Annotated in this window: 10 protein-coding genes and 5 pseudogenes; 11 read left to right on the forward strand and 4 right to left on the reverse strand. The window is 35.9% G+C overall.

The genetic code is table 11. The annotated features are described in order from the left end of the window. Positions 1-224: 224 nt before the first annotated feature. The 4 genes and pseudogenes from EZY12_24295 (at position 225) to EZY12_24310 (ending at position 4265) form a co-directional block, all read left to right on the forward strand. Positions 225-1790, forward strand: a pseudogene (locus EZY12_24295) (IS1634 family transposase). 90 nt (positions 1791-1880) lie between these two features. Continuing rightward, positions 1881-2243 (forward strand): annotated as a pseudogene (locus EZY12_24300) (ISAs1 family transposase). 458 nt (positions 2244-2701) lie between these two features. Next, complete coding sequence (locus tag EZY12_24305) at positions 2702-3622, forward strand: DUF4351 domain-containing protein (protein QSX67740.1); 921 nt, start codon at positions 2702-2704, stop codon at positions 3620-3622. A gap of 412 nt (positions 3623-4034) precedes the next feature. Continuing rightward, positions 4035-4265, forward strand: a complete 231-nt coding sequence (locus EZY12_24310; protein QSX67741.1) for a hypothetical protein — start codon at positions 4035-4037, stop codon at positions 4263-4265. Here the strand turns inward: EZY12_24310 and EZY12_24315 are convergent. Together EZY12_24315 and EZY12_24320 are read right to left on the reverse strand one after the other, a co-directional pair. Further along, positions 4242-4619: a dual specificity protein phosphatase family protein gene (locus EZY12_24315; protein ID QSX67742.1), complete on the reverse strand. Its 378-nt coding sequence runs from the start codon at positions 4617-4619 to the stop codon at positions 4242-4244. The genes EZY12_24310 and EZY12_24315 overlap by 24 nt on opposite strands. A gap of 10 nt (positions 4620-4629) precedes the next feature. Next, positions 4630-5352: an alpha/beta fold hydrolase gene (locus EZY12_24320; GenBank protein ID QSX67743.1), complete on the reverse strand. Its 723-nt coding sequence runs from the start codon at positions 5350-5352 to the stop codon at positions 4630-4632. 236 nt (positions 5353-5588) lie between these two features. Here EZY12_24320 and EZY12_24325 point away from each other — a divergent pair. After that, a pseudogene (locus EZY12_24325) lies at positions 5589-5777 on the forward strand (transposase family protein). Positions 5778-6169: 392 nt separating this feature from the next. On the opposite strand, the gene EZY12_24330 reads toward EZY12_24325, so the two are convergent. Beyond that, entirely contained in the window at positions 6170-6817 is a 648-nt protein-coding gene (locus tag EZY12_24330; GenBank protein ID QSX67744.1) for a cadmium resistance transporter, read from the reverse strand. A 106-nt stretch (positions 6818-6923) separates the two neighbouring features. On the opposite strand from EZY12_24330, the pseudogene EZY12_24335 reads away from it, so the two are divergent. The 5 genes and pseudogenes from EZY12_24335 (at position 6924) to EZY12_24355 (ending at position 12930) form a co-directional block, all read left to right on the forward strand. Next, positions 6924-8164: pseudogene (locus tag EZY12_24335) on the forward strand (IS1380 family transposase). A gap of 266 nt (positions 8165-8430) precedes the next feature. Beyond that, positions 8431-8568 (forward strand): annotated as a pseudogene (locus EZY12_24340) (winged helix-turn-helix domain-containing protein). Between the two features lie 481 nt (positions 8569-9049). Further along, a complete protein-coding gene (locus EZY12_24345; protein QSX67745.1) occupies positions 9050-9706 on the forward strand; it encodes a VWA domain-containing protein in 657 nt (218 codons plus the stop codon). A gap of 186 nt (positions 9707-9892) precedes the next feature. Then, on the forward strand, positions 9893-10669 hold the full coding sequence (locus tag EZY12_24350; GenBank protein ID QSX67746.1) for a protein phosphatase 2C domain-containing protein: 777 nt from the start codon (positions 9893-9895) through the stop codon (positions 10667-10669). Positions 10670-10956: 287 nt separating this feature from the next. Continuing rightward, positions 10957-12930: a hypothetical protein gene (locus EZY12_24355; protein QSX67747.1), complete on the forward strand. Its 1974-nt coding sequence runs from the start codon at positions 10957-10959 to the stop codon at positions 12928-12930. A gap of 358 nt (positions 12931-13288) precedes the next feature. Here the strand turns inward: EZY12_24355 and EZY12_24360 are convergent, their stop codons facing one another. Further along, positions 13289-13918: a class I SAM-dependent methyltransferase gene (locus EZY12_24360; protein QSX67748.1), complete on the reverse strand. Its 630-nt coding sequence runs from the start codon at positions 13916-13918 to the stop codon at positions 13289-13291. Between the two features lie 93 nt (positions 13919-14011). On the opposite strand from EZY12_24360, the gene EZY12_24365 reads away from it, so the two are divergent. Continuing rightward, positions 14012-15178: a ferrochelatase gene (locus EZY12_24365; GenBank protein QSX67749.1), complete on the forward strand. Its 1167-nt coding sequence runs from the start codon at positions 14012-14014 to the stop codon at positions 15176-15178. The last annotated feature ends 112 nt before the right edge of the window (positions 15179-15290 follow it).

The following is a 15290-nucleotide window of genomic DNA, read 5'->3' on the forward strand; positions in this document are numbered from 1 at the left end:
AGGCACGAGTGTAATAACCCACATTCCGCACTTCATTGTGTAGTACAGGCACGAGTGTAATAAGTAGCAGAAATAGGTTAAACATAAACACATAGTTTAGTTAGTAATAAATATAGACAGTAATATAAAGATTGCCAACGAATTCAAATTAATCAGGTATTGACAATAAATTCAGAAGAAAAAATGAGAAAATGAGTCTGGATGAAATCAAAATACCAAAAAATATGAATAACCAAAAAGAAGAGTTGGAAAGTAAAAACTTAGATCACTTAGGAATAATAGCAGGAATAATAGATGAAATAGGAATAGTAGAAAAAATCAATGAGATATTTTTGGTAGATAGCCTCAGAGAAAGTAAATACAGGAGAAGTAGTCAAAGCAATCATTCTCAATGGACTGGGTTTTGTATCAAGACCATTATATTTATTCCCTGATTTTTTTCAGGATAAACCCATAGAACATTTAATAAAAGAAGGCATAAAAGCATCAGATTTAAATGATGATAAAATAGGTAGAGTAATGGATAAGCTTTACAAATATGGATTAACAAAAATATTCCTAATCATTGCCTTAGAAGTAGTCAAGAAATTTGGGATAGAAACTAAATATTCCCATTTAGATTCAAGCTCATTACATTTACATGGAGAGTATAAAAATTGCCTAAATAATGGAGAAAAAGAACAAGTAATAAACAAAGAAAATCCGATTAATATCACACAGGGCTATTCCCGTGACCACCGCCCAGACTTAAAACAATGTATATTAGATTTAATAGTAAGTAGTGATGGAGATATACCTTTATTTTTTAGAGGGGCATCAGGAAACGAATCAGATAAAGCCGTATTCGCTCACATTTTAGTGGAATATTCTAAACAAATAGATTTTGATAGCATAATGGTCGCCGACAGTGCATTATACAGTGAAAATAATTTAAAGTTAATGGTGAATATGAACTGGATAAGTCGAGTCCCATTATCCATTAAAAAAGCTAAAAACTTGGGTTATAGCATCGATAAGTAAAGAACTGAAACCAAGTGATATCAAAGGATATAGCTATCAAGAAGAAAAAGTATCTTACGGGGGAATAGAGCAAAGATGGTTATTAATTGAAAGCACAGAAAGAAAAAAAGCGGATTTAAAGAAATTAACCAAAAAAATCGCAGAAGAGTTTCTGAAAACTAATAAACAGCTAGTCAAGTTAGAAAAAGAAGATTTTTGTTCAAGATCTTTAGCAGAATTAAAAATTAAAGACCTGGCGGCAAAATTAAAATATCATCAAATATCGGACATAGAAATTACCGAAAAATTAAATAAAGTACAAACAGTAGTTTATCAAGTCAAAGGTAAATTAATAGAAAATCAAGAATTAATTACAAAACATGAAAATTCTTGTGGTCGATTTATTTTATTCTTCGAATATTTTAGACACAACCAAATTAGCACCAACAGAAATATTGAGAATATATAAAGAACAGCAATCAACAGAGCGAGGATTTAGATTTATCAAAGACCCGTTATTTTTTGCCGATAGTCTTTTTGTGAAGAATCCAGAAAGAGTAGAGACAATGATGATGTTAATGGCATTGTGTCTTTTGGTTTATAATCTGGGACAAAGACAATTACGAATCGCATTAAAAGCACAAAAAGCTACTGTTAAAAATCAACTGAATAAACCCACAGAATCTCCCACATTAAGGTGGATATTTCAATGTTTTCAGGGGATTCATATTCTCATCACACAAGGAGTTGATAGGATTCTTAATTTAACGAATGAACATTGTAGGATATGACAATTCCTACCTAATTCTTGTCAAAAATATTATTTATTGTGTTAGTTGCCGAATCTATAATTCCCTATTGCATAGTTTATAGATCCAGGCAAAAAATGGATGAATCTTCAAAGTGTAGGAATGGTAGAATATATAAGAAAAGTCAATGGAAAAACAAAAGTTGAAACCCGTTATTATATTAGTAGTTTGACGGATAATGCGAAATTATTAGGAGAATCAGTGAGGAGTCATTGGGGTATAGAAAACTCATTACATTGGGTTTTGGATGTAGCTTTAAGAGAAGATGATTGTAGGATAAGAAAGGATAATGCACCGCAAAATTTTGCAGTTCTACGTCATATAGCAGTAAATGCCGTAGGAAAAGAAAAAAGCCAAAAACTAGGAATTAAAAATAAACAGGTTTGTGCAGGATGGGATAATGAATATTTAGAGAAAATTTTAGAATGGATCTGATAAAAGTCAGAATATTTAGATAAACATAAATAATTTATTCTCACCAGATTCTCAAAAGAATCTAGATTTATGATGTCAAAAATCTAGATATTCAGAGAATTAATATATAGAAATGAACAAAATCAATTCATTATTGAAAATAACTAATTACTCTAAATTTATTAAATTTTTAGGATATTAATAAAGGACTTAATAAGCATTTCAATTTCATTTTATGTTTTTCTTTGTCTAAATACACTAATATAACATTTTGTCAACATAATTTTAGATGCGTTTCCCCTGCCCGACTTCTTAATTAAATTTTTTGTAAATAATGAACATCATTCAAAGAAGTCGGGGATCTCAAAGTATTGAATACAACACCAAAAATTTTCAAACATCCTCTTACAGAAAATTCATAACTGCTATATAATAGAATTCCAAATTATTTCCCAGATTTTACTCAAAATTAAAATTTAATGACGCGCTTTATACATGATAAATTCGCCAAAGACTATCTAGAAGAATTATTAAAAGATTACGGAGAAGTCAAAGCATCAGAAAAAGTCTCAGGAGAAATTAAAGAAATAGATGTTTTATTCACACCTGCTAAACAACAAAGTTCTAAATTACAAATACTGGGGTTACTAGGAAGACTTGCCGAAAATCCTGCAATAATAGAACCATACCGCAATCCAGCTTCTAGCGATGAAATCTGCGACTGTATTCTCAAATTATTAGAAGTCAAGGCTTCATTGCGACGAGAAGCCAAAGCCAATAAAATCAAACTTCAGGAGTCAGAAATTCCTAAATTGTGGATTTTAACCCCCACCATATCTGAAACTCGTTTATCTAGCTTTGGAACTATCCAAAAAGAAGGTTGGTTATCGGGAGTACATTTTTTAGCAGATGCCATGCGTTCAGCAATTGTGGCAATACACCAACTACCACAAACACCAGATACTTTATGGTTGAGGCTTTTGGGTAGGGGAAGCGTACAATCACAAGCAATTATCGAGTTGCAAGCGTTACCATTAGATCACCCTTACCAAAAAGCCACCCTGGAATTAGTTTACAACTTGCGCGAAAATTTGAGAGTAAATCAAGAACTAGAAACAGATGATAGGGAGTTAATTATGCGACTAGAACCACTTTATCAAAGAAATAGAGAACAAGCTAAAGAAGAAGGAAGACAAGAAGGAAAGCAAGAAGGAAAGCAAGAAGGAGAAAAAAACTTAATACTGCGTCTGCTACATCGTCGGATTGGGGAAATTGATTTGTTATTAATCGAGCGAATTACAGGATTATCAATTGAACAGTTAGAAAATTTAGGAGAGGCGTTATTAGACTTTTCTAGTGTTGCTGATTTAGAAGCTTGGTTAACCCAACACTCAATCTAATTCATTTTGATTATTCGGGAGTTAATCATGCAATTAGAACCATTTTTCAAACAACCTATACTTGTCATAATCTAAAAACATTAAATCAGGTAGGTTGGGTTGACGTTAGGAAACCCAACATTTACAGACGTTTGTTGGGTTGCGCTGTCGCTTAACCCAACCTACAAAAACTCTTAACCAAACAGTATTGTAATCATTAATGGCTCTTCGGTATTTGTTATGCCAAATATGAGTTTATTTACCCCAGAACCCTTATAAATAAAGGACTTTATTGTTTTTGATGCCAAATTTATGTCGAATTAACCTATAATCCTTATATGGCAAGGATTTTAAGATTTTATTGGTTAATTTAGCATAGTAAGTACCGAAGAGCCTCATTAATAAGTTCCACTTGCTAAACTAAAAGGGTGTAATGCAATGGAAAAACCTATTTAAAATATCAAATCCTAAAAACATGAACAGCCTCAAAACTCTTTGTAAAACTCTAGCTATTAGTACAGGAATCTTTTTATTATCTGTGCCTACTACCTACGGGATACCACCAAAACCGTTGTTAACTGCCAAAACAACTTACAATCAAACAGGTTGTTGGGATGCAACTTATTATTTTACAATCAAATTACCAGAATCTCTGGCTAATTAATATATGTCCAGTCCGGCCAATTCCACCAGCACAATGCACAACTACTTTTTCATTTTGTTTATCTGCTGTGATTAAAAAAGGCAGGATTTTTTGTGTGAGTATTTCTAAATCGGATAAATGAAAATCTTCAATTGGTGACCAACAAACTTGTTGATTACCAAATTCTTGCTGATATATATCTAAAAGATGAGCATAATTAGCTAGTTGTTTTTCACTAAGTAAACAACAAACTCGCTGAATGTTTTGAGATTTCATAAACTCAATCCAATCATACACCTGATGAGCAGCATATCCAGGACGAGAAGCACCAAAAACTATTGTTTCTTGTTCCCAAGCAGGGGCAAATTTGTACATTTTCAACTAGCTAAATTTTGAATTTTTTTAATTGCTCATCATCTGATTCTTGTCTAAAAGAGACTACCATTTCATTCAATGCTTCCATATCAATTAAAAAAGCATCATGTCCGTGAGTTGATTTCAGTAATCCTAGTTGAGCATGAGGAATTAAATCTACTAATTCTTGTTGTTCTACTGGAGGATAAAGAACATCAGAATCAATGGAGATAATTAAAGTCCGTTGTTTGATACTTTGCAAAACAGATTGATAATCTTTTCTGTTCCAACTAACATCATGACTATCCATTGCATGAGTTAATGTAATATAAGTATTAGCATCAAAACGTTCTATTAGTTTTTGACCTTGATATTGTAAATAACTAGCGATCGCAAATTGATTAGATTCATCCTGCTGTCTGCCAAAACGATTTGTAAAACTCTCCCAATAACGATAGGTAATCATTGCCATCATCCGCGCTACCGCTAATCCTTGGACTGGTGGTGTATCAATTGTATAGTTCCCACCTTGCCAATTGCGATCGCTATAAATTGCCTGTCTTTGGGCTTCACTCAAGCCAATAGACCAAGCTGAATGTCTTCCAGGTGATGCCATTGGTGCGATCGCTCTCACCTTTTCTGGATATAATAAAGCCCATTCTAAAACTTGCATTCCACCCAATGAACCGCCAATTGCTAACCGTAGAGATTTAACTTCCAGATATTCTAATAGTGCAGCTTGGAGGTTAACCATATCCCTAATTGTAATTCTGGGAAAAGATCCACCATAAACCTCAGGGGAAACGCATCTAAATTATTTTGACAAAATGTAACTTATATGAATACAGAAAAAGGATGATATCAGTAGATTGGTATCAAGGTAATAAACATACGTAAAGAAAATTTGATGGTAAATTTCGTTTCTAGAAGAATCAATAAAATGGTATGAAGTGGTATTATCTTTTGAATTAAAAGAGATAATACCAGAAAATGAAGCTACCACCAAAAATCACAATAGTAGATCACTTTAAAGATTTAGAAGATAAGAGAGTAGAACGGACAAAAAGGCATGAATTAATTGATATAGTCACGATTGCCATTTGTGCAGTAATATGTGGAGCAGATAGTTGGGTATTGATGGAGACTTATGGAAAAAAGAAAGAAGAATGGCTAAAGCAATTAAAGGACTTAATAAGCATTTCAATTTCATTTTATGTTTTTCTTTGTCTAAATACACTAATATAACATTTTGTCAACATAATTTTAGATGCGTTTCCCCTGCATAAAACGATTTCCATATTTAGTAAAGATATCAGCGATCGCTTGATTGTGAGTTAATTTATGTGCTATATAACACAACACTCCCACTAATGAAATCTCACATTAGGAACTGTTGATTGGAGTCTAGTAATCCCGATTTGGATAGGTTCTGTTCCTGGAGTTCTTATTGGTGCTAAACTTTGTGAAATTACCCCTCAACGTCCACTAAGATTTATTATCTATAGCATTTTAATGATGGTAAGTTGGAAATTAGTTGCACAAGCATAATTAATTATCTCTACATTTGCATTTTAATTGACTTGCCCAAATAATAAATTAAATGTCCCTCGTTCATAAATAATAAATAACCCCAACCCAATTAATACAAAAGGGACAATAGCCTGACCATAACGACTTAAAATATAACTAATGTTAGGTTGACGAGTTAATAAATAAGCGATACCGCACCAAACTCCTACCATGCTGAAAAATACAGCTAAAATAATTCCTAACCTGGCAAAATCTTGACCAGCAAATAAGGGTATGTAAATACTAATATTATCACCCCCATTAGCAACTGTCACAGCCGCAACTTTATAAGTATTGGGATGTAAAATGCTTGATATAAAAGAAGATTGAGGGCTATACTGTTCAGTATTCACTGTCTGAACTTCTCCGCTTTCTTCTTCCCGATTTACTAATTGTTTAATTCCAATTGCAATTGGTAATATTCCTAATAATCCAATCCATTCTCGCTGGATGACTAAACCACCAAAAAACCCTGGTAAACTGAGGATAATAATAGCTGTAAAACCAAGATATTGACCGATAAAAATATGTCTACGCCGAAAAGTTCTATCTATTTGCGAAAAAAATAGTAGTAAAATAATGATATCGTCAATATTAGTGGCAGCAAAGGCAATTATGCCTTCTGTAAAAGCAGTAGCAAACTTATTCATGGTAAAATTGCATAATATAACACCCGGATTTCTCACAAAGAAAAGAAAAAAGGGGTCAAAAACTGCGAAAATGTATATGTAGAAAGCATTTGAGCAGTTATAAAGTATGACCCCAGTAAGAATAGATCGTATACCAAAACAGTTCACTTTTAAACAAGAAAAACTTCCTCCAGTAGTAGTTAATTTCCAGGGTGGACAAGTAACATCAGATGCACCTTCTTTGTTTAATTGCGGAAATAGATCGAAAGTTACAAATAATATCACGGTTAGCCAAGTGTTTCCAAGACTACAGAAATCCAAATAAGACATTGCATCCTGTAGAAAGTCTATTAGCACAACGAATCTATGGCTTAATTATGGGATATGAAGACTTAAACGACCATGAAGAATTACGCCATGATCCAATGTTTGCTCTGGCATTAGGAAAAAATATTAGTCAAGAGAATGAACCATTTATATTGGCAGGAAAAAGTACGTTAAACAGGATAGAACATTGTCCTGAAAATGTAGAACAAGGTGCGAAAAGTCGTTACCATAAAATTAGTCATTGTCAAGAAGAAATTGAAAAATTATTTGTAGACATATTTTTAGAATCTTATTCATCACCACCAAAACAAATAACCTTAGATTTGGACGTAACAGATGATTTAGTGCATGGAAATCAAGAACAAGCTTTTTTTAATACTTATTATGGAGGATATTGCTATGCACCACTTTATATTTTCTGTGGAAAACATTTATTAGCAGCGAAACTTAGGGCTTCAAATGTAGATCCAGCGGAGGGAGCATTATCAGAATTACAAAGAGTCATTCAACAAATACGTGCGAAATGGAATAAAAAACTCTATTTAGTATAAAACTATTGACTATCAAACCCATGAATCTTGGAGTCGTAGTCGTCGTGTAGTCACTAAAGTTGAGTATGGGGCAAAAGGAACTAATATCCGTTTTGTTGTCACCTCAATTCCTGCTAATAGAATGTCTCCAAGTGAAGTTTATACCAAAAAATATTGTCCTAGAGGTGAAATGGAAAATCGCTTTAAGGAACAAAAATTAGAATTATTTAGTGATAGAACCAGTACCCATACATTTGCAGGTAATCAACTACGTTTGTGGTTCTCTTCCATTGCTTATGTTTTGATGAATGCTTTGCGAAATAAATGTTTGGTTAAAACTGAATTACACAATGCTCAAGTTGGCACTATCCGTACCAAGTTATTGAAGTTAGGAGCTTTGATTACTGTGAGTACCCGGCGAGTTTTAATTGCGATTAATAGTTCTTGTCCCTACCAGCATATTTATGCTACTGCTTACCGTTATTTGCAGTTGTTACCAAATCCTGGTTAATTCTTTTGGAACGATTATTTCTGAATTTTTAAATTTTATTTAGGTTTGGGAGAAAAGTTTTTTTTCACTCTTTTTTGTCATGTCTGATTTTAATACTCAATTAGTTATATCAGTATATTTTGTCTGAATACTCTTTATATTTAACGAAAGTTCTTAAATATATACTGAAGAGATTTCCTTTTTTCATCTTTGCTACTTATGTATTAAATAAACTTCCTTTTTTTCGTTCTTTATCAATGATTTTTTTCACTTGTGAGAAATCCGGGTTAGCAGCACTGATCAGTTCTACCCGTGTAACTATCACTCGTCTGCTGGGACAATTGGAACAGGAGGGATTGATTGATAGACTTCCCCTGCATCGAATTATCGTGAAACAAGAGGATATTTGGTATTACGAAATTTAATTTGGAAAATACCAAAAAATAACTCTGTGAAGGGTAACCGTTCACGGGGGTACTTGGTGACTCAAATCCCGTAAAATCCAAGATGTGAAGTAGTTACAGCTATGAAAATCACTTGCTAATCCATCTGGAATACAAATGAATAACTACGCAAAACACAGCAGTATTTATAACTTATTTAGGGGCATGAACTTGTGGGAGTAGAGAAAGAGAAGGTTGACTCCCACGCGCAGATATAATAGCTGAGTTCATTACGAAGGATTCCAAATCGAAATTTATGAAAATCATCCTACCTGGATTGAACAACGATATGCTTCCGAAGTTAGTCTTTCTTCCGATCCTGATTTCTATATATATGATGGATTACATGGACATTATGAAAAGGTATTGATTCGGTACAAACACTTATGTTAAGCTATGTAGTAACAAATAGAATCTAGTTATATATTTTGCATCCCACCTTGATTAACCAGGAGTATCAAAAATGCCAGTATGTTTACCTGAATTTGTGGAAAACCCGGAAAATCGTTGTCCGGTAATTCTCTTGCTTGATACCTCTAGCTCAATGTCAGGACAACCTATCCAGGAGTTAAATAGAGGTTTGGCAGCTTTAAAAGAAGATGTGATGAAAGATGCTCAAGCTTCTTTAAGTGTAGAAGTTGCTATTGTCACCTTTGGACCGGTGAAACTAACGCAAGATTTTGTCACCATTGATAATTTTACACCGCCCAAGCTAGAAACAGAGGGTGTGACACCAATGGGTGAAGCCATAGAATACGCTTTGGATTTATTAGAAACCCGCAAACAGTCTTATAAGGATAACGGAGTTCTCTATTATCGTCCTTGGGTATTTTTAATTACCGATGGTGCGCCTACAGATGCTTGGGAGGGTGCAGCGCAAAGGGTGAGGGAAGAAGAAGCACAGCGCCGAATGTTGTTTTTTACTGTTGGTATTCAAGGTGCAGATATGAACAAACTTAGACAAATTGCCCCTCCAGAACGTCCTCCAGTGATGCTGAATGGCTTAGATTTTCGTTCTTTATTTGTTTGGCTTTCCACTTCCATGAAACGGGTTTCTAGTGGCAAAGTAGGGGAAGCTGTGGCATTACCGCCGGTGGGATGGGGTCAAATTACTACTTAGAGAGTGTTTTAAAAGTCTATCATGATAGTAGATCCCCCTAAATCCCCCTTGAAAAGGGGGACTTTGAAGAATTTAGCCCCCCTTTCTAAGGGGGGTTGGGGGGGATCAATCAGTGTGATACTACAACCAAAAACTTTTGAAACATACTCTTAAATTTAAAGATTAGATTTTGAGGATTTATTTATTGTGGGTTGGAAAGCTATAGCGCGTTCTGCTGTGGGAACGAGTCATCAAGAGCAAAAAATACCTTGTCAAGACTGCGGAAATTATCGCATTTTTAATGATGTGATTGTTGGCGCGGTTGCTGACGGTGCTGGGAGTGCTAAATATTCTCATTTTGGTTCTGAATTGGCGGTAGAGACTGTAATTAAATGCTTTGCTGATATTAATGAACTTCCTGATAAACAAGGTTTTTCTCAACCACTTTCGGAAATTGAAGCTAAGGAAGTTTTTACTAAGTTTGTCAAAGATGTTATTACTGCGTTAAACAAAAAAGCAGATAATAATGATTATTCTATTCATGATTTAGCTTGTACTCTTTTAGTTTTTGCAGCGACTTCTGAATGGGTTGCAGCTATGCAAATTGGGGATGGATTTATGGTGGTGCGTTTCCAAGATGCAGAATATCAATTGTTGTTTGAACCAGATAAGGGGGAATTTTTCAACGAAACAACTTTTGTGACTTCAGTTAATGCGCTGGAGGAAATGCAGGTAAAGGTGATTTTAGGAAAGCAAGAGTTTATTTGTGCTTCTACTGATGGATTAGAAAAAGTGGCGATTCGCTTGAGTGACTGGAAACCTCATGCGCCATTCTTTAAGCCTTTTGAGGAATATTTGCGAGAACCTGCTAAACCAGAAGATGATGAAAAATATGTAATTGATTTTCTCAATTCTGAAAGGTTAAATTCTCGCACTGATGATGATAAAACTTTGCTTTTGTGTCTTTTTGAAGAAGATATTTAGTAGATAAGAACCTCTCCCTAACCCTCTCCTAAGAGGAGAGGGGACATGAAAAGATAAGTTGTGAAAGGGGGCATTTTAAAGCCTCTCCCCTTGCAGGGGTATTTTATAAGAACCTCTCCCTAGCCTTCTCCTAAGAGGAGAGGGGACATGAAAAAATGAGTTTTCATACAGGGAGTTTTAAAGCCTCTCCCCTTGCAGGGGAGAGGTTTGGAGAGGGGTCTAAAATTGATTTTGCAACTTTTCAAATACCATTTGATATTTATTTCAACCCATCTAATTAAAATTATATGACAGTTCTTACCTGTGCCATTACAGGAAAATCAATTACTCTATTGGGTGAAGAGATTGCTAATAGTGGTGAAGCGAAAGTTTGGCGAACTAATCAAAAAGGTTATTTAGCGAAAATTTACCATTCTCCAACACCTGAACGGGTGCAGAAGTTAGCGGTAATGATAGCACATCCGCCCACAGAACCAAATTCCCATCTTAATCATGTTTCTTTTGCTTGGCCTAAGTCAGTTTTGAAAAATGCTCAGGGGGATTTTGTGGGCTTTTTGATGCCAGAAATTAAGGATGGAAAAGAACTTCTTGATGTTTATAATCCCCGTCGTCGTCAAGCTTTGAAACTTGAAATTGATTGGCGGTTTTTGCACACAACGGCGCTGAATATTGTCTCAATTATTGAAGCATTGCACGCTGCTGGTTATGTTTTGGGAGATATTAAACCACAAAATATTTTAGTTAATAATCGGGCTTTACCTTCAATTATTGATACAGATTCTTTTCAGGTGAAAAATCCAAAAAACGGTAAGGTTTATTATTGTTTAGTTGGTTCAGAGGGATATACACCACCGGAACTGATTGGAAAAGATTTTGATAGGATTGAGCAAACGGAAGTACATGATAGATTCCGGTTAGGAGTAATTATCTATCAATTATTATTTGGTGGTAATAATCCTTTTCAGGGAAAATGGACTGGTGCGGGGGAAACTCCAGATATAAATGAACTTATCTGTCAGGGTTTATGGGTTAATGGGTCAACTAATTTAATTGCAGCAGTAGCAAGAACAATTCCCCTGGAGATTGTTCATCCAGAGATTCAGCAATGTTTTCTGAAATGCTTTAATGATGGGTATAAAAATCCTAATTTCCGCCCTACGGCTAGGAAGTGGTTGGAGGCGTTAAAAGTAGGGAATGATAGGCTAACTATTTGCGGCACGGTAGATAATCATTACTATAGCCGAACTTATGGTAAATGCTATTGGTGCGATCGCTTTGCAAAACTTGGTATTGATATTTTTCCTGGTGTTGTGAAAGCAAAACCATCTGCTGTGGTTGAATCAATATCACAACCACGAGTTATTAGTAATCAATTCATAGGAAACCTACTGCAAACCTTCACTGGTCATTCTAACTGGGTTTTTTCAGTAGCATACAGCCCCGATGGTCAAACCCTGGCTAATGGGAGTGGTGACAACACTATCAAACTGTGGGATGTAAAAACGGGAAACCTACTGCAAACCCTCAAAGGTCATTCTCACCAGGTTAGGTCAGTAGCATACAGCCCCGATGGTCAAACCTTAGCTAGTGGGAGTGTTGACAGGACTATCAAACTGTGGGATGTAAAAACGGGAAACCTACTGCAAACCCTCAAAGGTCATTCTCACCAGGTTAGGTCAGTAGCATACAGCCCCGATGGTCAAACTCTAGCTAGTGGGAGTTATGACAACACTATCAAACTGTGGAATGTAAACACGGGAAACCTACTGCAAACCCTTGAAGGTCATTCTGACTGGGTTATTTCAGTAGCATACAGCCCCGATGGTCAAACCTTAGCTAGTGGGAGTATTGACAGGACTATCAAACTGTGGAATGTAAACACGGGAAACCTACTGCAAACCCTTGAAGGTCATTCTGACTGGGTTATTTCAGTAGCATACAGCCCCGATGGTCAAACGGTCGCTAGTGGGAGTAATGACAATACTATCAAACTGTGGAATGTAAACACGGGAAACCTACTGCAAACCTTCGCTGCTCATTCTAGATCGGTTATTTCAGTAGCATACAGCCCCGATGGTCAAACGGTCGCTAGTGGGAGTAATGACAATACTATCAAACTGTGGAATGTAAAAACGGGAAAGCTACTGCAAACCTTCACTGCTCATTCTAGCTCGGTTCTTTCAGTAGCATACAGCCCCGACGGTCAAACCCTGGCTAGTGGGAGTAGTGACAACACTATCAAGATTTGGCGGTTAAAGTAGTCATTGATAAGGTTTTATTAGCAATGGTCTATTTTAACATCCTGTAAATCCTAAAATCCTGGACATCCTGATTCAGACAATTTTACTAACCTATTTCCTCACCATAAATCTATGAATCATAATGATGATAATGATTTGGAGGAAAATATATTCTTGATTCTGGATAAGAGTTGTCTGAATCAGGATAACCAGGATTTAAGGATGTACACCGATTGTTATTTGTAGGTTTTCTGTGAATAGTTAATGGTTATAAATTCTGATTCAGAGAAAAATATATTTTCTATCATTCACAACAACCTATATTTTCTAAAAAACATCCTGTTAATCCTTTAATCGGTGGACATCCTGATTCAGACAATTAAAAAAGTTTCTTCCCCTGAATTACCTGCAAACTCCCACCAGCATATAAAATAGGTGACTGAACATCAAAACCATTTTCTCTTAACAAACCAGGTAAATCCGTTTTCAACAATTCCCAAGCCGTCTCGGTTTCAAACAACCAGAAAAATACCGCCAACCCCGGCCAAAATATCGGATTTGTGGGAGTGTGAAAATCCACCAAAGTAAACACTCCCCCCGGTTTTAACACCCGATAAACCTCTGCAATGATTTTTCGTAGTTGTTCCGGCTGCATTTCATGTAAAGCTGCGCTAGTATGGACAACATCAAATGAATTATCTGCAAAAGGCATATCCTCAGCAAACGCTTCTACATACATAGCATTTGTTACATTCTTCTTTGCTCGCTGTAGAGATAAGCTCGAAGCATCCAAGCCCGTGACATTTTCTGAAAGATTTACCAGAAATCTAGTAACTTGACCACTACCACAACATAAATCTAAAATATGAGGATCTGATTGTAGTTTTAAATTTTGTAAAGCCAATTGACGAAACCGGACTTCACCACCTACACTCACAGCCGCTAACCGAGAAATACCATCATATAGCCATTGATATCTGTAACTCAAATTTCTAAAAATTGTTGCCATTGTTTTTTTCCTGCCGATAAAGCTTTATATTTAATAAAGATATATTGTTAACAGTAGTAAAAAATCTGCAAAGATTGGGGGAAAGTAACTGCTATGGGTCGTATAGGGGTATTATTACTTAATCTAGGTGGTCCCGACAAACTCGAAGATGTCGGACCTTTCTTGTATAATCTGTTTTCTGATCCCGAAATTATCCGCTTACCATTTAGTTGGATGCAAAAACCTCTAGCTTGGTTTATTGCTAAACGTAGAGAAAAAACATCTCAAGCAAATTATAAAGAAATCGGTGGCGGTTCTCCATTGCGGCGCATGACAGAAGAGCAAGGAGAAGCCATTAAAGCCCAACTAGGTAAATTAGGACAAGAAGCTAATATCTATGTGGGAATGCGTTATTGGCATCCTTACACAGAAGAAGCGATCGCCCAACTGACTCAAGATAACATTGATAAGTTAGTAATTCTCCCACTTTACCCCCAGTTCTCTATCAGCACCAGTGGTTCTAGTTTCCGGTTATTAGAACAACTATGGAAAGAAAACCCCAAACTCCAAAATCTCGAATATACTGTCATTGCCTCCTGGTACAAAGAACCAGGTTATCTGCAAGCAATGGCAGAACTCATAATTGGGGAACTTGAGAAATTTCCTCATCCTGAGAACGTGCATATTTTCTTTAGCGCCCACGGTGTCCCCAGGAGCTACGTAGAAGAAGCTGGCGACCCCTATCAGCAAGAAATTGAGGAATGTACATACTTAATTATGCAAACCCTCGACCGTGCCAATCCCCACACCCTAGCCTATCAAAGTCGAGTTGGCCCTGTAGAATGGCTACAACCATATACAGAAGATGCGCTAAAAGAACTCGGTGCAAAAGGCGTGAAAGATTTGGTAGTTGTCCCCATTAGTTTTGTTTCTGAACACATCGAAACACTCCAAGAAATTGACATTGAATATCGAGAAATAGCTGAAGAAGCAGGAATACACAACTTCGGACGTGTCCCTGCTCCCAACACCAACCCAGTGTTTATTAAAGCCCTATCTGACTTGATAATTGATGCTCTTGAGCAACCTGATTTAAAACTCTCTCAAGTCACTCAAATGAAGAAAAGGGTAAAAATGTATCCCCAAGAACGTTGGGCATGGGGAATCACTACCAGCGCCGAAGTCTGGAATGGTCGGATAGCCATGCTAGGATTTATCGGGCTGATTATTGAGTTAGTCACTGGTAAAGGCTTACTGCACGTTGTTGGACTTTTACATTAGACATCTGGTAGAAATGAAATGTGCGGTTTTTAGAACCCTTGTAGAGACGTTCCATGGAACTTCTCTACAATCTTTTTCACAAGATGTTTACTAATCTTTCTCATTGATAATT

The sequence above is a fragment of the Dolichospermum sp. DET69 genome, from assembly GCA_017355425.1.
In the GTDB taxonomy this organism is placed as follows: Bacteria; Cyanobacteriota; Cyanobacteriia; order Cyanobacteriales; family Nostocaceae; genus Dolichospermum.